Source organism: Microbulbifer sp. TYP-18 (genome assembly GCF_040932045.1).
In the GTDB taxonomy this organism is placed as follows: domain Bacteria; phylum Pseudomonadota; class Gammaproteobacteria; order Pseudomonadales; family Cellvibrionaceae; genus Microbulbifer.
The window spans coordinates 59,856-80,148 of record NZ_JBFRBC010000006.1 but is presented as its reverse complement, the minus strand read 5'-3'; the positions used below and the strand labels follow the sequence as shown (position 1 = coordinate 80,148).

The window sequence follows — 20,293 nt, the reverse complement described above, 5'->3', positions numbered from 1 at the left end:
TCAGATTTGGGTTCCCAGTGCCCCTGTTTCCGCCTGATAAATTTCTCTCAGTAATTCGCGCCACTGGCGATACTGGTTTTCCACTGTGCCGGTCAGGGTTACCGTGCGGTCCTCCAACTCGACAATTTGCGGTTCCACCTCTGCCTGCATGGAGTCGCCCAGCTCCAATAGCGCTTCCATATGCATTTTGGCTTCACTGCGGCGGTCAAAGCCACTCTTGATCAGGTAGCCGCCACCGGCGATCCCCACCTGACCCGCCGCTCGCGCACTGCCGGCACCAGAGCCCGCCGCCGCGATACCACCGATGATGGCTGCGGCACCCAGGATGGTGTGATTACGCGCCTTGCGTTTCAATTCGCGCATCTGCTTGACTTCCTCGTAGCTGAGCGCGCGCCACTCCTGGTAGGGTTTTTCCATCGATTTGACGAAAGTGCCGTAGTAGCCCTGCAAGGTATCGACAAACAGGTAGTCGCGCTCCCGGATGCGCCGTACGCGGTTCAGCATCGGGTCATTCTCCGCCGGTAGGGCGGTGAGGTGATAGATGCCATCCTTACTTCTGCTCAGATAGCGATCGAAGGCGTGGGGAGAAAAACTGCGTGCAAACTTTATTTCGGAAATGGTGCGCAATTCCGCGATCTGCCGGTTGGAGAGCTTGCGCCGATACGCAAGCATATCGTTGGCGACATTGTTATAGATGCCCTGAAACGCATCCCCCTTGGTGGGGTGTTTGCGATCGTAGGCGTAGTGGGATGCGTGCTCGGAATAGCGCTTGCTAAACCAGCGCTGTCCACGGGAATCGGTAACAGTGATATCCAGGGTCAGTGTTTCGCCATCGGATTGCACAATCACACCGGTTACGGTGACGTCTATATTGGTGCGTATACTGGGAATAACCCGCACCGCTCCCCAGCCCTGGCTGGACTGCAGGGCCTCCGATAGTTTGACCGCCACGTAGCGGGATTCCGCCTGGCGCAGCTCCGGAAACACCAGCGTATCCTCCCCGGCTTCCACCCGGTCCAGGCCTGGGTTGAATTGCACCACCCCCACGTCCAGAAGGCGGTTTTCGGCAATTGTCGCGTCTTCGACAGTCAGTGGGGTAAAGGCGGTGGTACGCACCTCGGTGGTGGTGCAGGCAGTTACCGCGAACAGTGCCAGGATGGGCAGCGCGCGCACCATGGCAGTATGGAATAAACCGGAAATAGAAAAGTCCATGTCAATTTCCCCTGCGGTTACCGCTTGGCGTTTTTGTATTTGCGATACTCTTCCCACAGTTTTTCCCGCAGCTCCGGATCCGTTTCTCGGGTGGCCGCTTCGCGGATTTGCCGTGCCACCACGTCATCGTCGTTGCCGTCGGGAATATCCGCGGGTACCACCGGTGTGGTTCCCTTGTGGTCGAATTCGCCGATACGCCCCGCGGTCGGTGCGCCAGGGCCCGTAACCTGCCCGCTGGAGTTGTTTTGCTCGGCGCCACCGCCCTCCGGGCCACCGCCCGGGGGCTGCGGTATCTCCGCTTCAGCGGATTCGATCAGATCCTCCAGCGATTCGCCCAGGGGAGGTTCGTCCATGGATTCTTCATCATCCTGTGTATCCGCCGAGGGACGATTGCGGACATAATCCCGCTCGCGGAGGATCATGCCGTCGTAGCTGACCATGGTGGCGTCGAACTCACCTTCCAGCTCCGCCACACGTTCTGCGGAGCTCGCCGGGGCTTCATTGGGAGCGGAGCCGGACGCTGCCGGGCCGCCGGCGCTGGCCTGGGCTGCGCTCCTCGACGACGAACTGCCGCCACTTGCGGACGATGGGTTGCCGGAGGGCGCGGCATCGCTGGCTGCACTGCTGCTGGAGGAACTGGAGGATTCCTCTTCAGAAAAATCAATTTCGTCCGGCGGCTGTCCCTCCGCGCTGGTGGACGGGTCCGGCGGCATATTCCGCTGCTCTGGCGGCGTGTCCGCGTCGCTGTATGTCGGGGTGGCGCCACCCGGTTCACGCCCTCTTGGGTCCGGCGAGCCGTCGCGCGCCGATTCCCGGCGGCGGGCAGAATCTTCTCCGCCGTCGGAGCCACCGCTGGTCTGTCGACCCGGGTTCCTGCCGGATTCAATGGTCGGCATGGGGTTGCCCGCAGCGCCGGGCGGGCGCGGAGTACTGCCGGGAGACGTCCCTGCTGTCTGTGGCTGGCTGCCGCTGGGCGAGGGGGATGGACTGCTGGGCGAACTGGATTGCGATGACGATGAACTGGAGGAGGATGACTGGGATGGCTGTGCCGGCGGCTGCTGCTGAGTCTGCTGGGTATTACAGCCAGAGATAATGGCGCCAACCACCACTGCAGAGGCCAGGGCGGGCCAGCGGGATTGTTTGCGGCCGGGTCGCTGCGCCGCTTTCCATATCGTCATTTTATGTCTCCTGAGGTGCCGGGCAAATGCCGCCGTTCCGGTACTGTCTGGACGGTGATCGCCGCTTGGGTTGCCGGGTTTCGGTGCCGCGCCAGTGAGCGGATCAATCGAAAACAAATCGCTGCACTATACCTTTGGTGTCCACCGGCTCACCCTGTTCAAATCTGGGACGAAATTTGGCGCGTTTTAGCGCGTTGCGAACCCGCGAGCGGATACTGACCCGGTCCGACGGCCGCGCGTGCAGAATTTTGATATTGCGCGCCTTGCCGAACGCCGTCACATCATAGGACACAGTGACATAGGATTCCGACAGTAGCCGCCGATCCTCGTCCAGCATCGGCAGTGAAGGCAGTGCGGTGGGGCGCCCGAAAATTTCCTCTATCTCCTGGTTGCTGGCGCCATTGTCCCACAGTGCCTGGTAGGCTTCGCCATAGGTTTTCTTGGCGGAATGCCACTTGTTGAACATCATATACCAATCGCCCAGTTCCACTTTCGCTTTTGCGGACGCCGCCGGGGGCGACTGCGGGTTTTTCTGATACACGTCCACGATGCGGGCTATGGCTTTTTTCCCGCTGGCAAAGCTGTTGAAGCGATAGTGGTCCAGTTGGGAGCGAAGCTGGGGCTGTGGTTCGGAGGCGCCGGAAAAGCTGGTTTTGATCACCACTGGTTCCTGCGGTTCCCCGTCGTAGGTGGAGAGATAGTAGTTCGTCACCTTAAGGCCGCGCAGGGCATCCACCAGGCGTAAATCGTTGGCGCCGAAATTATTGGTGATGATGTCCACCGCCAGCGAGTAGAGGTTTGTGGCACTGATCAGGTGCTCTGACATGGTGCCGCCTTTTTCCTCTACGTAAGCCTGCAGGTGCCAGCGGCTCAGGTTGTCGATCACCGGCAGCATGCGGGGATCATTCTCGCCGTAGTTTCTTACATAGAGCCAGTAGAGGTATTGATGGTTGTCGTTGGCATCCTCCCATTGATCCAGCGCTATCTGGCTTTCGATCATGCGCTCTATCATTGCCACCTGATTGAGGGAATAGAGACCCCCGTTAACACGATTGATCAGCATGGCGCGGCGGAATTCCCTGATCGCCTCCTGGTGTGCCCCGGACCTCTGCAGCGCGGTGCCAAGGCCGAGCAGCTCTTCGTCCATGCCTGCACCATAGGCGCCGTATTCCGCCTCTATCTGTTCGATGCGCTCGCGGTACCTGTCTATATCCCCGGAGGGGCGCAACTGTCTTTTGACGGTTTGCAGCGGGGTTGAGGCCGCCTCGATATAGGCGGGAGGCGGCGCATAGGCGTCTGCATCTTCCCGCGACCCAGCCTCCGCGCAGACGCGGCCACACAGCAGAGCTGTGGCTGTAAACATCAAGCCGATAGCAAATTTGTTGCTGGTATCTGTCTGTGTCACGGTCGAACCACTTCTGTTCCATGTTGAACTTCACCCACTCTCCACCACAGTAGACGGCGAGTTTGGGCACGGCTATCCGCTCTGGCACTGGCGCCGCGCGGAGTTTCTCTCCCTGAAGTGTGGTCCTATATCCCTGACGGTGCCCGGAGTGATTTAGTTCCGGTCTCCAGAGTGGTCGGAGGTGTAAAACTGCGCCGTTCTGGAGTTTGCGCTCCCGGCGCCTGTTATCCGGCGCCTGGGATACGTACAAATTTGAGTATAGCCAACGGCAGATGGCCTTCTGCCGGACAGTTTGGAATGGCTCGCCTATTGTTTTTATCTACGGAGGGTAACATCACTTCGGTTTGATCGTCCGAATATAAAGCCGTGCATGGATCACAAAAATAGGATAAAAAATACGTCAACAGGCAACTGCATTGAGTGGTGGCCACCTGTGGATCCGAATATCCCCCCCCGGTTTCGGCTTCCTCAGTGCCCCTGGGGTAGTCGCCGGCACACCTGTTCCCGACGACCTGCGAGCGTGATGGCCTTATGGAGCAATTCGGTTATTTTTGGTGTTTCTGTCCTAGCAGCATCGGTTTAACAGGGTTGTGCTGTGCGCACTAGTACAGATGCTTGGGCGGCGCATTTGGATTGCTTGCCGTGAGAGGCGATAATCGGCGCGTCAGATTTACAGGAGAGTCCCGGTGAGTGTAACAATTGATCCCGCCGTTGCAGCTTGTTTGCGCGGCTTCGAGCCACCGGAGAGGCTGGGTTTTGGCTCTGTAATGGCGCCGGTCATGTTTCGCGCAACCTGCCAGGACGGGGTGTGGAGTAGTGGTGAACTGCGTCCCTATGCCCCCCTGGCTCTGGACCCGGCGGCAAAAGTATTGCATTACGCGCAATCCTGTTTTGAGGGATTGAAAGCCTATCGGGTCCGGGGGAATGAGGTGTGCCTGTTTCGACCCGAGCGCAACGCCGACCGGCTGGCGCACTCGGCGGAGCGCCTGTGCATGCCGGCGGTACCTGTGTCGCTGTTTATGGAGGGTGTTAGGACAGTCGCCGCCTACTGTGCCAACCTGATTCCCGCCAGCAGCGGTGAGTCCCTCTACCTGCGGCCAATACTGCTTGGCACACAGCCGGACCTATCCGTATCGGCCAGCAATGCGTTTGAATTCCTGGTGATCGCCAGTCCTTCGGAGGCCTACCATACTGGAAACATGCGCCTGTGGGTTGAGCGACAGGATGCCCGTGCCGCCCCTGGCGGCACCGGTGACGCCAAAGTGGGAGGCAACTATGCGGCCTCATTGCGGAGTACTGCGCAGTTGAAGCAACGCGGCTTCGACCAGTCCCTGTGGCTGAACCCGGCCGACCACCGCTCCATTGATGAGCTTTCCGGGATGAACTTTTTTGCGGTAATGGAGGGAGAACTGCACACCCCGGCGCTGAATGGCTCCATCCTCCCCGGGGTGACCCGGGACTCACTGATCGCCATCGCACGCCATCATGGACTGGTGGTACACGAGCGTGCGATGGATATCGACGATGTGTTGGCGCTGGTGCAGTCGGGCACCTGTAGCGAAGCCTTTGCCTGCGGCACGGCAGCCATCGTCAGCCCTATCAGTGTGCTGGGGGATGGCGAGGCCAGCTACCAGTTGCACCAGGTACCCGGCCCAGTGTCCGAAATGCTGCGTGGTGCCCTGCTGGATATCCAGGAGGGGCGGGCCGAAGACCGGTTTGGCTGGATGCAAAGGGTTGAAGCGGTGTCTTTAGACGACTGATAGCTGTAGAGCGCGCCACTTTTGTTTCTAAGCGGTCTTTCCTGTATTTCACTTGATTTCGCGCTGGTTCCCCAGCGCGATATTCGCTAACCCGTATCCCTTAGTGCTTTCCCCAAACGCTGCTGTATTATTTGCTGCAGCGATACTGCCGGACTCTATTACCGGGTCAATTTGTAGCAATCTTTAATACCCAAGTGTTTCCTGCAGAAACGCTTGGGGAAAGTTCACCGCCAGCCGCCCTTCAGTCGTTGACTTGAACGACCGAAGTGCTACAACTGGAGCGGCAAGATAAGAAAGGCTGGAACTTTGGGAATGACCTGTTTGCGGTATTCTCACTTTGATAGGCAGTATCCAGATCAAATTGAGTCTCAGGGTCTCGCCCCGAAATTCCGTGCAAAGAGCGAGGAAAGACGGGATGTTGAGCCATATGTACGGATTGCTGATACAGCCGCGTAGGCAGTGGCAGCAAATAGGAAACCTGTCGGAAAAAAATCTCCGTCGGCAAATTACCTATGTCATAGTGTTGGCGCTGTTGCCGGCGCTGGCCTGGTATTTTGGCACCACCAGGGTGGGCTGGAGTGTCGGTGGCGGAGAGCCGGTGCGTATCACCCGTGAGAGCGCCCTGTCGCTGGTAGCCGTGTTCTATTGCACAATGGTGCTGGCCGTGGTTGCCATTGGTTACTTCATCCACTGGATGGGTAAGACCTATGGCGCTGAAACTTATCCAATGAAGGGTATAGTGATCGCCGGCTTTACCGCCACGCCAATTTTCCTTGCCGGCGCCGCCGGTTTTTATCCGCTGCTGTGGCTGGATATTCTGCTCGCTACCGGGGCGGCGGCCTATGCGGTTTACCTGCTGTATCTGGGGATACCCATAGTGATGGGGGTATCGGAAGAGCGCGGTTTTCTGTTCGCCAGCGCCATAGTTACCGTATCACTGGTAATGGCAGTGCTGGTCATGGTGGGAACTGTGTTGTTCTGGAGTTTCGTGTCTGCACCGGTATTCCACTGACCTCGACCCCATACCCGGCTTCAGGCATTAGGGCCAGCTCAGTGAGTGTGAGCCGGCCCTAGTCAGTCGATATATCCTGCGCCAACCGGCTGCTGACTTCTGTTCCAGCCCCGCCCGGGTTGTAGCGCAGCAGGAGTTGGTAACCGTTGGCCAGCTGCCGTTGTTCCGATGTGGCACTGCCGCGTTCCAGTTCAATTTCCACCAGGGATCTCGCCACCTGCACCGGCTCCATATCGGTACAGTGGATGCTCATTGCCTCTATATTGGCATCGGCACTGACGACGGCATACTCGACAATCTGCAGGAGCAGGCGCTGGCCCTCAGCGCGCAGGACATAGCCGGGCCCCTCTGCGAGTTTCAGGTGATATTTTGTCGCTCCCCAGGGGCCGTCACAACGGATGGCCTGGTATTCCCTGGAGGCCTCTTCGCCCGCGATCACTCCGGAGCTGAAAGCATCGAAGTCACTGTCGAGCCCCTGGCGCGCAGTGAGCCTGTCACCGGATGGAGTGACTATCTGCAGTTCCAGCAGATCGTCAGCCGATGCTGCCGTGCTGCAGCAGGCGCTAAGCAGGAAAAGAAAGGCTCGGGCATTCATGGTGATCTTTGGTTTCCAGGCTGACGGTTGTAGAAAATCCCGACTCAGTCCGCCGGGAAACTGGGCGTTTAAGCAGAGACTCCACAGACACTAACCCGGGGTGGGCCTCGCGGCAAGAATCAGTTCCACCGGCGCGCTTGCCCACCGCGGAACGATTGGATAAGCTCTTTGGGCGACTGGCGTCTCCAGCAATATCTGCAATCTAATTGGTACAGGCGTACCGTTTAAGTCAATGAGTGGCAGAATCCGAGTGCGTCGGGCGGAAAAACTCGAATAACAAGGAATACACCATGAAGATCGCAGCATACGTGGGTGTGTCACTGGCCGTGCTGATAGCCGCCGGCTGTGCCCCGGAATCTGACCCCGATGGCGAACAACCACAGTCCCAGTCGGCCTCCGCCGACTTCCAGAAGCAGCTGCTCAAACAGCTCATCTCCGCCCGCCCCGGTCAAGTGATCGAGCTGCCGGCAGGGAAATTCCAACTGAACCGCAGTCTGTCGCTGAACGTCGACGGGGTCACCATTCGCGGTGCCGGTATGGACGAAACCGTGCTCTCTTTCAAAGACCAGATTCAGGGAGCCGAGGGTTTGCTGGTTAATGCCAGCGATTTCACCATTGAGGACCTCGCCATTGAAGATACCATCGGCGACGCGCTAAAGGTGAATGAAGGCAAGAACATCATTATCCGTAATATCCGGGTCGAATGGACCAACGGACCTGCCACCGAAAATGGTGCCTATGGCATTTACCCGGTGCAAACGGAAAATACCCTGGTGGAGGGAACTGTGGCTATCGGAGCCTCTGATGCGGGTATCTATGTGGGGCAGTCGCGCAATGTCATAGTGCGCAATAACCGCGCTGAATATAATGTGGCGGGCATAGAGATCGAAAATACCATCGGCGCGGATGTATATAACAATATTGCTACCAATAACACCGGCGGTATCCTGGTGTTCAATATGCCCAACCTGCCGCAACCAGGCCATAGCACCCGTGTTTACGACAACAAAGTCTTCGCAAACAACGTGGACAATTTTGGCCATGAGGGCACTCCCGTAGCGGCGGTACCTGCCGGCTCCGGTATAGTGATCAACTCCAATGACAATGTGGAAATTTTCAATAACGAAATCGCCGATAACGATACCGCCAATGTCATTGTCAGCAGCTATTACACCGCGGGCTATTACTCTGATAAATCCACGCAGAAGGATTTTGATCCTTACCCCGAAGGTATTTATATCTATGACAACCAGTTCAAGGGCGGTGGCAGTTCCCCGGATCACCTGGAATTGAAAGCACTCAAGCTGGCCAAGTTCGGTTTCAATGGCAGCTTGCCCGATATTCTGTGGGATGGTGTCGTGGATCAGGCGAAGCTGGTGGAGGGCGAGTTGCCGACGGCGCTAAAACTCTGCATAGACAACGGCGATGCGGGTATTGTTAACGTGGATGCCGCCAATGATTTTAAAAATATCTCCACAGAACTGGCACCACACCAGTGTACCCTGGCGAAGTTACCGCGTATCGAACTGGAGTTTGATAAGCCCGCGGATCAAGAGGTGGACGTCGTCCAGGTAGAGGCCGCAGATGCGTAGTTTTTCCCTCGGTTGGGCGTTGGCGCCGCTGTTCGCTATCGCGCTCGGTGGCTGCGATGCGCCGCGCCAGCAGGTCACCATTCACGCTCGCGAGGCGGTGCCGGATCATCTCAGTGACTGGCACCTGGTTGAAGCTTCCGGTGGTGAACTGCGACTCGCCGACGGTGTGGTTCCTTACGATCTGAACACGGCGCTATTCACGGATTATGCGCACAAGCTGCGCACCCTGTGGATGCCGGAGGGCACTGCGGCACAGTACGGTGATGAGCGATTCGATTATCCAGTGGGCACCATCATTACCAAGACCTTTTACTATCCGCGCAATAGCGGCGATGCGGTACTGCGCACGGAGGATCACAGCGGCGATTATGTGCAGGGCAAAACCGGTGAAACACTGGATTTGGGCCGGGTGCGGTTGATGGAGACCCGACTGCTGATCAAGCGGGTCGATGGTTGGCAGGCATTGCCCTATGTTTGGAATGCTGCGCAAACCGATGCGGTGTTGGAGATCGCCGGTGATACTGCGCCGCTGATGCTGGTCGGCGTCAATGGGGAAACTCAGAGCTTCACCTATGTGGTACCCGATGCTAACCAGTGTGCCGGTTGTCACGCGGACAATCATACTGAAAAAGCCGTTATGCCACTGGGGCCGAGGGCAAGGCACCTGAACAAGGACTACAGCTATGCCAACGGGGTTCAGAACCAACTACTGCATTGGCAGCAGATCGGCTATCTCAGTGGCCTGCCGGGGGCGGAAGTGATTCCTCGCAATGCGGATTTTGCAGATACGAGCTTGCCGCTGGAAGCACGCGCGCGCTCCTACCTGGACATCAACTGCGGCCACTGCCACAACCCTTCCGGCGCAGCGGATACTTCAGGTCTGATGTTGCATCATGCCGAAGTCGACCGCCGACGTCTGGGCTTGTGTAAGCCACCGGTGGCCGCGGGAACCGGCAGCGGCAATCGCTTGTTTGCAATAGTGCCGGGACACCCGGAGGACTCCATCCTCAATTTTCGGGTCGAGTCCACCGATCCCGGGGCGATGATGCCGGAACTGGGACGAAGTCTCGCGCATGAGGAGGGTGCAGAACTGCTGCGCGAATGGATCGCTGCCATGTCGGGTAGTTGTTCCTAGCAGACTGTTGTCCCGAACCGGAATGTTTGACCCGCAAATCAAGCTTGTAGTGGTTTGATTAGCTGTGGAAGGTTTACGGATATGTGTAGCAAACCCAGGTTGAGACAGCCAGGGCAGCCTTTTCCAAAAATCTGCGAGGGCCAGCGGTCAAAAAATCAACTGCCCACTCGGAATCGCGGTCTGATTGAGCGGGGTGCAAGGGGCTCGGAAACTGCGAATTGAACGGTCAATAAGGGCTTGGCTTACGCAACAAGGCGTTACTCCTAAATACAGGTGGTTGAGCTGCTGCGCTCACCGACTCAGTCTGCGGCACGAATCATCCCAATAGTCACGCGGTATAAGTAGCGCCGTATTCCCAACCCCTGGTCGGAGCACTTTCCCGGTGACGGTATAAATGGCTTAAATACACTGTGACTCGACCGCCTCATCTTGGGAGCGGCCCAAGTTTCTATTGGGCGCAGGCGGCAGGGAGGGCCTTCCATTGGGAATCCGGCCCGGCTGATCGTCTCCTGCGTTGTTCGCCTATCTACTCTACCAGTGGTCTGATTTGACTGCTTTTTCATCAATCTATCAATCCAATATACGAGCCACCTGCTAGTTGATCCATTGATCAGTAGCCGTTAAAGCTTTTCCAAAATGTGATCAAGTTTATAGGCATTTCTGGCATTTTTTTAAAAAAAACAGATATAACAATAAGTTAACTGCATTTATGGGGGCTAACTACAAAGTTAATTTCATTGAAATCAAAGAAATTTTGAAAAAGGGATTGATATTCCGCCCAGACATGCGATGATAGATATTCATACCAATTGGTACGGTTTAAATGCTTGTTGTTATCAGTGGTGTGAAAATAGGTGTGTACCTTCACGCGAAAACGACTAAAAAATAATCGCATGGGAGAATAATAGTGATTCTAAATACAAAATATTCTGTTCTGTCGGCTTGTATTTCCATGGCGATTTTGGGTACCCCCATAACGGCCGCCCAATCTGGCAGTGAGCCGGGAAGTGATAGTCTTGAGGAAGTGACGGTTACCGGCATAAGGGGCAGTCTACAGAGCAGTGTAGATGCGAAGCGGAATAACAGTGCAATCGTCGATGCAATTACCGCGGAAGATATAGGCAAGTTTCCCGACAAAAACGTGGCTGATTCGCTGTCCCGTATCACCGGGGTGTCGGTAACAAGGGATTTCGGTGAGGGTGAGAGAATCGCCGTGCGGGGCACCGACCCCAGCCAGAACCGGGTGTTGTTGAACGGGGCCTCTGTCACCTCCGTGGACTGGTTCACACTGTATCGCGCCAGCCGCGCCTTCAACTACTCTATCCTGCCTTCCAGTGTGGTGTCCTCACTGGAGGTTTACAAGTCGCCCCAGGCGGATATTCAGGAGGGTTCGCTTGGCGGTACCGTTTACTTGAAAACCCGCCGTCCGCTGGAATTGAACGCCAATACCCTGTCTTTGAATGCCGAGGCACAGTACTCGGATATTTCCGGTGAAATCGATCCCCAATTTAGTGGCCTTTACTCCTGGAAGAACGAAGACGAAACCTTTGGGGCACTGATATCGCTGACTCGCCAGGATCGTAGCGTGACCCGCATCGGTCGCGAAACACTTGGCTATGATCGCGTACAAGTGCCGGGTGTAGCGGGCGACCCCGCCGATAGCAAAGTCTGGTTCCCCAAAACTGTAAATCACGCAATTTTCGTTCAGGATCGTCAGCGGGAAACGGCTCTGGCATCTCTGCAGTGGCGCCCTACCGCCCGTATCGAGACAACATTGAATGTCCTTGATACGTCTCTGGAAGCCAACAATCAAAACTATTCCTATCTCGCTACCTTTAACGATGGTGGCAACCGTATGTTCGATGCCAGCAGCGCTGTGGTCGAAGGCGGTGGCGTGGTGGCCGGTCAGGCGCTGCCCAGTGTAGGGGAAGACGGTTCCCTTGGCGCCGGCCCCGAAGCACACACCCAATGGTTTGGGCGCGATTCCTCCATGCAAACCCGGTCTTATGATTGGACTGCAGACTACTCTGGCGATAACTATGTATTGAGTGGCCGCCTCGGCCGCAGTACTTCCGACGGAGGTACGCCACGCCAGCGCTATATGTTGCTGCGCAACTATATGGACCGCGTGACCTTTGACCAAAATCTGAATTTAGGGCTTTACATCGAGGGTGACCGCCAGGAGTCGGAACAGGAACGTGGCCAGCGTCAGCTCGCCTGGTTTAATGAAATAGGCACCGAGTACAGCGACGAGGAAAATTATGGTGGCTTTGACTTCGAGTTGATGCTCGATGGCGACATCTTCCAGAGTGTCAAAACCGGTGTTTTTCTGCGCGATCATACCAAGGGTCAGAAACAGTACCTCACCTCTTTCCATTGGTGGCGCGATGATCAGCGCAACCCAGATGGTTCAATCAAAGCGGGTGAAGAGCGCTGGTTTACGCAGTGGAATGGTGAGCAGACTACCCTTGACAAGCTGGCCGGTAGCGAATCTATTGATGGCTACCCACTGTTTGATCTCGGTGAAGCCTACAGACGGTTCGACCCCACTGGGGCCTTTAGCGGTGCGCGCGTGCCGGTACTGGCGTCCACTTGGGAAATCGAAGAGGACATTACCGCAGCCTATGTAATGGCGGAATTTGACCTTGACGCGCGCATATCTGGCGATATGGGCGTTCGGGTTGTCTACACTGATTTGACCTCGAGTGGCTATACGTGGCAGAACGGTGATGACGTATTTGTCGCGGGCCAGCTAGTTGGCGGCTACGACGGAACCCTGGGGAATGCCGGTGTCGATTACAATCTGCGCTGGGATTCCATTGGCCACGATTACTGGAATATCCTCCCGAATCTGAACCTGACCTTCGAATTAAATGACGAAATGAAGCTGCGCTTCTCCGCCAGCCGTACCATGGCTCGTCAGACGTTCAATGACATCGCCTATCAGGAAACCTATTCCACTCTGACCCGGGCCGGTACTCGCGGCAATCCGCAACTGGATCCGACGGTGGCAAATCAATACGACTTTGCCTATGAGTGGTATTTTGGTGAGGGATCTTATCTGTCCGCCACCTATTTTTTCAAGGACATCAGTAACAACCCCACTGCGGTCAAGACGACTGAGCAGCGCTTCGATCCGCTGCTTAACGATACTATTGATATTGAATTTACCCAACTGGATAACGGTGTGGGTGCGGAAGTTCAGGGGGTCGAACTCAGCTACCAACAGATGTTTGGCAATTTCGGTTTGGTGACCAACTATACCTATACCGATGCGCAAAGCTCGGAAAAGCGGGACCCACTCAACAAGCCCGGTTCCGGTGTGGTGTTGGGTAATTCCGAGCATATGTTCAACATCTCGCCCTTCTATGAAAACGATAGTTTCAGCGCACGGTTGTCCTATAATTTCCGCTCCTCTTACCTCGACAATGTCCACTTCTTCGGCAACGAGTACTGGACTGACGATTACGGGCAGCTGGACTTCTCTGCGAACTATGCGCTGAACGACCGGCTTAGTTTCAATCTGGAGGGAGTCAACCTGACCGGAGAGAAGATTCGCCAGTATCATATTGAAGAGGCACAGTTGGCATCTCTTTACGAAAACGATACACGTTTCGTGTTTGGTGTGACCTATCAGTTAGACTGATTTTACCTTGTAGAGGCTCATTGCGCGGCCTCCTTTTTCTTGCGGGGGCACTAGCCCCCATTTTTATTTTCCAGCGGAAATTGGATTTTTTGCAATACAGCTAAAAAGCTTGGGGATCGGTCTGTGAATAACCTGAGTGCCAGGTAAATTGACACAATATTTAAAGTTGGAAAACGATTTACTTGTGGTGCGGGTAGCTCCCCGCGGCGCCGAGTTGCGCAATATAAAAGACAAGTTCTCCGAGAGGGAAATTCTCTGGAGTGGCGACCCCAAAGTCTGGTCCGGGGTTGCCCCCATTCTATTTCCGGTAGTGGGCAGGTTGCGCACCGGAGGATTTCGCCATCGGGGAAGGTTTTATCCTATGCCCATTCATGGGTTTGCTGCCGGCAAAAAGTTTTCCCTGGTGCGACACAATCGGGTGGAGCTTATCCTCGAGTTGCATGACTGCGCACAAACACGTGCCGTATATCCCTTTGCCTTTTGTCTGCAGGTTACCTTCTCATTGGAAGCTCAAGTGCTCAGTGTTGCTTATCAGGTAAAAAACACTGGCTCCGATACCATGTATTTTTCTATTGGTTCACATCCCGCCTTCGCTCTGCCGGGTGCCACTATGGAGAAATCTGAGGCCGAAGTGCTGTTCGACCGGCTCGAGCGCCCTTATTGCCACCGGATTCGCAACGGCTTGCTGAGTGAGGCCGGGCCTGTGGACCTGGATGGCCAGTGTCTGCGGCTGCACTCGGGCACATTTGAGAACGATGCGATCATTTTTTCTCAAGTGCGGTCCTCTTATATTCAGATACTCAGTGGTGGAAAGCAGTTGGTGGTTATGAATACCGGTGGTCTGCCATATTTGGGCCTATGGGCGAAGCCCAATGCACCCTTTATCTGTGTTGAGCCCTGGCTGACACCCGACGACACAAATGTGGCACCGGAAAATCTGGCGCAAAAACCAGGCTTTCAGGCCTTGGCTTCAAGGGAGATTTTTCGATGTGGCTACCAGATTTTTTGCTAACCGGCGATAAAAGTAGTTTGACTGGTTACTAAAAGTAGTAGTGGCTGCTCTTGCATGTTCTCTAGGGTCAACAGTCAGGTAATCACCGATGTGGAGCGGTTGTCGTTGTCCACACTGTTTCCCATGGCATCGGCAAACCATTGCGCCACCACTTCGGTGCGGGTGATGGCTGTACCTACGGTTACCGCCCAGGCACCTAGGCGTTTGGCCTGGGCGCATTGCGCCGGCGTATTGAAGCGCCCCTCTGCCATCACTCGTGGAAACTTTGCAGCCATGGCCTGTAACAACTCAAAGTCCGGCCCTCGGGGAATGGGTCCCCCGGTATAGCCGGAGAGGGTAGTGCCAACAATGGCGGCGCCAGCCGCAAAGGCCTGCTCCGCTTCGTGCATACGGCTACAGTCAGCCATGGCGACCTTGCCCAGTTGGTTGATTAGACTGATAAGGATGGCGACCGGCTCCGGTCTTACCCGTTCAGTGGCATCCACGGCGATAACATCTGCACCAGCCTGTGCCAGCGCACGCACATCCTCGGAAAGGGCGGTGATGCGCACCGGGCTGTCGTTCAGGTTCCGTTTGACGATACCGATCAACAATGTGCCCGGCAGTGCCACCCGGACTTTGGCGAGGCGTGAGATCCCCTCGATTCGAAGTCCATCTGCACCGCCGGCAACCGCAGCTTTGGCGAATCGCAGGACTATGTCATCACAGTCCATGGGGCCGCGATCTACGGGTTGGCAGGATACGATCAGCCCCGTTTTGAGCTTTGCATCAATGGCGGCAATCGGGGCATTTGCTGCACGATTCATCATTCGTATACCGTGGCCAGGCTTGTGCCATTGCGTTGGACCAGCACGTTGAATCGATAACGATCAGCGCGGTACAGACTTTTGGCCAGTTCAATAATACGGCCCTGCTCATCATAGACAGTGCGTTCCGCTAACAGGGCGGGGCTGAAGGTGGGAATTTGCAACAGGTCTGCCTCTTCCTCATTCACTACTGTGGCGCTGATTTGCTGTTTGGCCTGGTCCACCACAATTTCATATTGGCGGTGCAGGAGGTCGTACAACGAACTGGTATGGAGTTCTTCAATATCGAGGTCGGGAAAGATCGACTTGGGCAGGTATACGCGCTCGATAGCTACGGGACAACCATCCGCCAGTCGCAAGCGGCGTACCAGAAACAACTCGGCACCGGGAGCCAAATTGGTCTTGCTGGCGATCTTGACATCGGCTTTAACGACATCGTTGAACAGTAACCGGTTGGAGGGTTTCAGGCCCAGTTGCTGCATTTCTTCGCTAAATGACATCAACCTGAGCTGGTTTGCCAGGGGCTTGGCGAGCACGAAGATGCCGGCACCCTGCCGGATCTCAATACGTTGCAATTCCTCCAGGTACTTGAGCGCACGGCGCAAGGTGTCTCTGGACACCTCAGTGAGTTCCGCCAGTTCCCGCTCACCTGGCAGGCGCGCTCCCGGAGGCTGCTGATCGATCAGTTGAAGCAATTGCTGGTGCAGGCGCTGCTGCTTGCGTGTCATTGCCATGGGGGATCTTTTTCCGGCAGATAAACAACCAATACTTCCGTTTGGTGTGAAATTATTGTTGAGACTTTACAGATAGTATACCAAATGGTTTGATTTGGAAAGCATAGTTCGTTAAAGTCGTACCAACCTCAGTGAGAATTTAATAATGAGAGTCAGTCCTGCTGCAACTATGCGGGCGCTTCTGGTCACTCTTATGGTGGGAGTTTCCAGTAACGCGGCTGCTATCACTCAGATCCAGTTCTGGACTATGCAGTTGTCGCCTTTCTACGACGACTATGTACACGGCCTGATTAACGAATTTGAGCTTCGACACCCGGGTATCCGAGTCAAGTGGGTCGATGTACCCTGGAAGGAGATGGAGAAAAAAATGCTGGCCTCGGTCGCGGCTGGTACTGCTCCGGACGTGGTTAACCTCAATCCGCAGTTTTCCGCCAAGCTGGCTGAGTTTGGCGCTTTGGCAAATCCAGAGTGCTATCTGAGCAAAGGAGAGATTGCCAACTATCTACCCAATATCTGGAATGCCAACCGCTTTGAGGGCCGGGCTTTCGCCATTCCCTGGTACCTCTCTACCACAATCACCATTTACAACCGCGCCCTACTAGCTGGCGCTGGCGTGAGTGTACCAAGGAACTATGTCGAGCTGCTAGCCGTTGCGCGCCGTCTGCACGAAACTCTCGATAAATATGCCTATTTCCCGGCGATGGATGGCAGTGGGCCTCTGGAAGATATGATGGCGATGGGTATACCCCTGTTGGCGGCTGATGGCAGGGCAGTGGGCTTTGACAATGCACAGGGTGAAGCCTTCTTCCGTTTCTATCGCGATCTATACCAGCAGGGTTTGATTCCGAAAAATGTGCTGACCGAAGGGCACCAAAAGGCCGTTGACCTTTTTCAGTCGGGAGAAGTGGCGATGATCGTTACCGGGATGCAGTTTTTGCAAACAATTCGCACTAATGCCCCGCAATTGTACGCGAATATCGGTGTGGCCTCGGAGCCGAAGAGTGCTAGCAGCAAGAGCAACGTCGCGGCAATGAATTTGGCTGTGCCTAAGACGTCGGCACACAAGGCCCTTGCCTTTAAATTTGCGGAATTCGTTAGCAACCACGAGAATCAAATGGCGCTCGCGCGACAAATACCCATCTTGCCTTCCACTGCCGACAGCTATAGGGACTCGTTTTTTACGCTACCGGACAATCCCAGTTTGATAGATCGTGCACGCTACCTTTCGGCCCAGCAGGTTCTCAAGGGCGAAGTTCTGGTGCCACCACTGCCGCATTACAGCAAGCTAAGGACCAGTTTCGTATTCAACCTGCAATCTGCGATGGTTGGGCAACTATCCGTCGAAGAGGCGGTTAAACGTACTAGTGAGACATGGAGCCACTTTCTTCAAAGCGAGAGGCGCAACCATCGCGCGGGCGTTGACCGCTCCGATCAGGATTGTCGAAATGAATAGCGCCGGGTCTTTGTATATTGGAGCGGATCTGGGGGGAACCAAAATCCGAACCGCGGTATTCGATCGCGAGTTACGAATACAATATGTAGACCAGGTCTCCAGCGCGGCCAACGGAGGGCGTGATCGAGTGTTGGCCACGTTGGAGGCGGCGCTGGCACAGGCCTTTGATTGGGTAGCGAAAAATAAAGTGGCCGTATCGGTGGATGGAGTCGGCATCTCCACCGCCGGCATTGTCGATTCGCGCAACGGAGTCATTTTGGATGCAACGGATGCAATTTCCGGTTGGCGCGGTACTCCATTAGCTGCGTGGCTGCAGGGCAAATTCCGCACTTCGGTTGTGGTGGAAAATGATGTCAACTGCGCTTTGCAGGGTGAACTCAGTGTCGACTCTACTCTGAATAGTCAGCGTGTGGTAATGCTCACTTTAGGTACCGGCCTGGGTGGCGCTCTGGCTGACAGGGGTAGGATTATTAGTGGTGCGCACGCGGCGGCCGGCCACTTTGGACGTATGCCGGTGCCGAGCCCATGGGAGCCAGGAGCCATAGTGCCTTTGGAAAGCCTGGTATCCGGTTCGGGGCTGGCAAATATTACCAGTCACCTGAATAGAGCGCGTGAGTTCACCGATGGCCGCTCAGTACTCGAGGCGTCTGCAGCGGGCGAGACACATGCCCTAATGGGCCTGGACCGATTTTGCGATTTTCTGGTAATGGTGTTGGAGCAGCAGTATTGGGCTCTGGACCCCGACATCTTTTTGATCGGCGGCGGCTTGATTGAGGCACAGGACCAATGGTGGCCCCTTTTGAACGATAAATTATCACGTTGCCCGCTGCCTATCTCCGTTCAGCCTGCACGATTAAACAGCGATGCTGGTGTCCAAGGTGCCGCTGCATTGATCAGAGCGGCAATGGAACCCGCGGAGAATGTTTATGCAAATTGAAGGTCCCCGTCGTGAAACCGCGTTAGAGAGTAATCCTTCAGTGCTGGATACAGGTACCCCGGCAGTTGTAGATAGCGCACTGCTCCGTCGTTTGAATTTCAGCAAACGACAGGGCTCGGCAGGCGGATCAATTGCCAGTGACTTGGCGCCCTACCTGTTCCTATTGCCGGCCTGCTCCTTGATCGGCGCCTTTGTCTTGTATCCGATGTTGCATGCGCTTGCAGCCAGCCTCACGGATTACAATATGATAACTGACTCCCGGTTTGTGGGAATAAATAATTACAAAATGTTGTTACAGGACCCATTTTTCTGGAACAGCTTAAAAAATACTCTTTTATATTTATTGGTGGTTGTGCCTGTACTGGTCATAGCACCAATCTTCCTTGCGCTGCTGGTCAATAAATCCATCCCTGGGGTAAAGCTATTTAGAGCCATATTTTATCTTCCGGTAATTACCTCGCTTGTAGTTACCGGTTTGATTTGGAAGTGGGTTTATGAGGAGCAGGGTATTCTCAACTACTTTCTTCTCAGCAGCGGAATAACCGATGATCCAGTGGCGTTTCTTACCGAACCTGCAAACGCACTCTTTTCGGTGATGGCGGTTACCATCTGGACGGGGCTGGGTTATTACATGGTGATCTATCTCGCTGGACTCCAGTCTATACCCAAGCACTTGTACGAGGCGGCGGAAGTGGAGGGCGTGTCAAGTTGGCGGCAGACGCTGTTTATTACCATTCCGATGCTAAAACCCTCCATTGCTGTGGTTGCCGTAATGTCATCCATCGCGGCCATGAAGGTTTTTGAGGAGGTTTATGTTATGACCCAGGGTGGTCCTTTGGATGCGACTAAAACCCTGGTCTACTTCATTTACCAAACAGCCTTTGAAGAATTCGAGATGGGGTATGCATCTGCTGCTGGAGTAGTGCTGTTCCTGCTGACGTTGATACTGTCGATGATTAATTTGTTTTTGCTGAGAAAAGACCGATGAATAGTTCTGCTATGGCCATGGCGGGACGCTATTTGGGGCTTCTCTGTGTTGCGCTGTTGACCATGGGGCCCTTTCTGTGGTTATTGTCCACTGCACTCAAATCGGGCGGTGAGAACATTTTTGCTTATCCTCCATCGCTGCTGCCCAAACAGCCGACACTACAAAATTTTGACCGTGTTCTGGAAACGCAGCCATTCCTTTTATACCTCAAGAACAGTGTGCTGGTGGCTGTGTTGTCAGTTGGTGCGAATCTAATTTTTGCCTCGCTGGCCGCCTATCCGCTGGCGAGAATGGAATTTCGTGGTAGAAATTTGATGTTCTTGATGCTGCTCAGTTCAATGATGATCCCATTCCAGCTGCTGATGATCCCAGTCTACAACATTGCCATTAACCTGGGATTGCAAAATTCGTACCTTGGTCTCGTGTTGCCACACGCCTGCACAGCATTTGGCGTGTTTCTAATGCGACAAGCTTTTCTGGGGATACCAAAGGCCCTGGAAGAATCGGCAATACTGGAGGGACTCAGTCGAATACAAATCTGGTGGTTTGTGTTGCTGCCACTGGTGAAACCCTCATTGGCAACCTTGGCAGTTTTCAGTTTTATCGCTGTTTGGGGAGATTTTTTGTGGCCATTGATCATTTTAGATGACCCGGCTTATTACACTCTGCCGCTGGGTGTGAACCGGCTGGCAAATACCTTTTCAATGGATTGGCGTCTGGTTGCTGCGGGAGCAGTTTTCTCAATTATACCGATACTTGTGGTGTTCTTGTTCAGTCAAAAATATTTTATCGAAGGCGCGATGCGCGGTGCGGTGAAAGGTTGAGGGG

16 protein-coding genes are annotated in these 20,293 nt (G+C 55.0%); 10 read left to right on the top strand and 6 right to left on the bottom strand.

The window, feature by feature from the left end:
- The 3 genes from ABVT36_RS07740 to ABVT36_RS07730 all read right to left on the bottom strand — a co-directional run bounded on the left by ABVT36_RS07740 (nucleotide 1) and on the right by ABVT36_RS07730 (nucleotide 3,795).
- On the bottom strand, nucleotides 1–1,212 hold the full coding sequence (locus tag ABVT36_RS07740; RefSeq protein WP_368456046.1) for a hypothetical protein: 1,212 nt from the start codon (nucleotides 1,210–1,212) through the stop codon (nucleotides 1–3).
- 17 nt (nucleotides 1,213–1,229) lie between these two features.
- Entirely contained in the window at nucleotides 1,230–2,390 is a 1,161-nt protein-coding gene (locus tag ABVT36_RS07735) for a hypothetical protein (RefSeq protein ID WP_368456045.1), read from the bottom strand.
- 103 nt (nucleotides 2,391–2,493) lie between these two features.
- Complete coding sequence (locus ABVT36_RS07730) at nucleotides 2,494–3,795, bottom strand: energy transducer TonB (protein ID WP_368456044.1); 1,302 nt, start codon at nucleotides 3,793–3,795, stop codon at nucleotides 2,494–2,496.
- Between the two features lie 686 nt (nucleotides 3,796–4,481).
- On the opposite strand from ABVT36_RS07730, the gene ABVT36_RS07725 reads away from it, so the two are divergent.
- Both ABVT36_RS07725 and ABVT36_RS07720 read left to right on the top strand, forming a co-directional pair.
- On the top strand, nucleotides 4,482–5,555 hold the full coding sequence (locus ABVT36_RS07725) for a branched-chain amino acid aminotransferase (protein WP_368456042.1): 1,074 nt from the start codon (nucleotides 4,482–4,484) through the stop codon (nucleotides 5,553–5,555).
- Nucleotides 5,556–5,970: 415 nt separating this feature from the next.
- Nucleotides 5,971–6,567, top strand: coding sequence for a Yip1 family protein (locus ABVT36_RS07720; protein WP_367149176.1), 597 nt, complete (start codon nucleotides 5,971–5,973; stop codon nucleotides 6,565–6,567).
- A 58-nt stretch (nucleotides 6,568–6,625) separates the two neighbouring features.
- Here the strand turns inward: ABVT36_RS07720 and ABVT36_RS07715 are convergent, their stop codons facing one another.
- Nucleotides 6,626–7,162, bottom strand: a complete 537-nt coding sequence (locus ABVT36_RS07715) for a hypothetical protein (protein ID WP_368456041.1) — start codon at nucleotides 7,160–7,162, stop codon at nucleotides 6,626–6,628.
- Between the two features lie 290 nt (nucleotides 7,163–7,452).
- Between ABVT36_RS07715 and ABVT36_RS07710 the strand changes: the two genes are divergently transcribed.
- The 4 genes from ABVT36_RS07710 to ABVT36_RS07695 all read left to right on the top strand — a co-directional run bounded on the left by ABVT36_RS07710 (nucleotide 7,453) and on the right by ABVT36_RS07695 (nucleotide 14,547).
- Nucleotides 7,453–8,754 (top strand): parallel beta-helix domain-containing protein, encoded by a 1,302-nt coding sequence (locus ABVT36_RS07710; RefSeq protein ID WP_368456040.1) that lies wholly within the window; start codon nucleotides 7,453–7,455, stop codon nucleotides 8,752–8,754.
- Complete coding sequence (locus tag ABVT36_RS07705; protein ID WP_368456039.1) at nucleotides 8,747–9,889, top strand: SO2930 family diheme c-type cytochrome; 1,143 nt, start codon at nucleotides 8,747–8,749, stop codon at nucleotides 9,887–9,889. The genes ABVT36_RS07710 and ABVT36_RS07705 overlap by 8 nt, the downstream gene beginning before the upstream one ends.
- Nucleotides 9,890–10,841: 952 nt before the next feature.
- Nucleotides 10,842–13,535 carry a TonB-dependent receptor gene (locus ABVT36_RS07700; protein WP_368456037.1) on the top strand — a complete coding sequence of 898 codons (2,694 nt, stop codon included), beginning with the start codon at nucleotides 10,842–10,844 and terminating at the stop codon, nucleotides 13,533–13,535.
- Between the two features lie 148 nt (nucleotides 13,536–13,683).
- The gene (locus ABVT36_RS07695) at nucleotides 13,684–14,547 is read left to right on the top strand and encodes an aldose 1-epimerase family protein (protein WP_368456036.1); all 864 of its coding nucleotides are present in this window, start codon (nucleotides 13,684–13,686) and stop codon (nucleotides 14,545–14,547) included.
- Between the two features lie 74 nt (nucleotides 14,548–14,621).
- On the opposite strand, the gene ABVT36_RS07690 is transcribed toward ABVT36_RS07695, so the two are convergent.
- The gene (locus ABVT36_RS07690; protein WP_368456034.1) at nucleotides 14,622–15,356 is read right to left on the bottom strand and encodes an N-acetylmannosamine-6-phosphate 2-epimerase; all 735 of its coding nucleotides are present in this window, start codon (nucleotides 15,354–15,356) and stop codon (nucleotides 14,622–14,624) included.
- Nucleotides 15,353–16,087 (bottom strand): GntR family transcriptional regulator, encoded by a 735-nt coding sequence (locus ABVT36_RS07685; protein ID WP_368456033.1) that lies wholly within the window; start codon nucleotides 16,085–16,087, stop codon nucleotides 15,353–15,355. Before ABVT36_RS07685 ends, ABVT36_RS07690 begins: the two co-directional genes overlap by 4 nt.
- Before the next feature lie 145 nt (nucleotides 16,088–16,232).
- On the opposite strand from ABVT36_RS07685, the gene ABVT36_RS07680 reads away from it, so the two are divergent.
- Genes ABVT36_RS07680 through ABVT36_RS07665 form a run of 4 tightly spaced genes read left to right on the top strand, consistent with a single transcriptional unit; the run spans nucleotide 16,233 to nucleotide 20,289 of the window.
- Nucleotides 16,233–17,540, top strand: a complete 1,308-nt coding sequence (locus tag ABVT36_RS07680) for a sugar ABC transporter substrate-binding protein (RefSeq protein ID WP_368456031.1) — start codon at nucleotides 16,233–16,235, stop codon at nucleotides 17,538–17,540.
- Nucleotides 17,533–18,477: an ROK family protein gene (locus ABVT36_RS07675; protein WP_368456029.1), complete on the top strand. Its 945-nt coding sequence runs from the start codon at nucleotides 17,533–17,535 to the stop codon at nucleotides 18,475–18,477. Before ABVT36_RS07680 ends, ABVT36_RS07675 begins: the two co-directional genes overlap by 8 nt.
- Nucleotides 18,467–19,465 (top strand): carbohydrate ABC transporter permease, encoded by a 999-nt coding sequence (locus ABVT36_RS07670; protein WP_368456028.1) that lies wholly within the window; start codon nucleotides 18,467–18,469, stop codon nucleotides 19,463–19,465. Before ABVT36_RS07675 ends, ABVT36_RS07670 begins: the two co-directional genes overlap by 11 nt.
- Nucleotides 19,462–20,289 carry a carbohydrate ABC transporter permease gene (locus ABVT36_RS07665; protein ID WP_368456027.1) on the top strand — a complete coding sequence of 276 codons (828 nt, stop codon included), beginning with the start codon at nucleotides 19,462–19,464 and terminating at the stop codon, nucleotides 20,287–20,289. The genes ABVT36_RS07670 and ABVT36_RS07665 overlap by 4 nt, the downstream gene beginning before the upstream one ends.
- The last annotated feature ends 4 nt before the right edge of the window (nucleotides 20,290–20,293 follow it).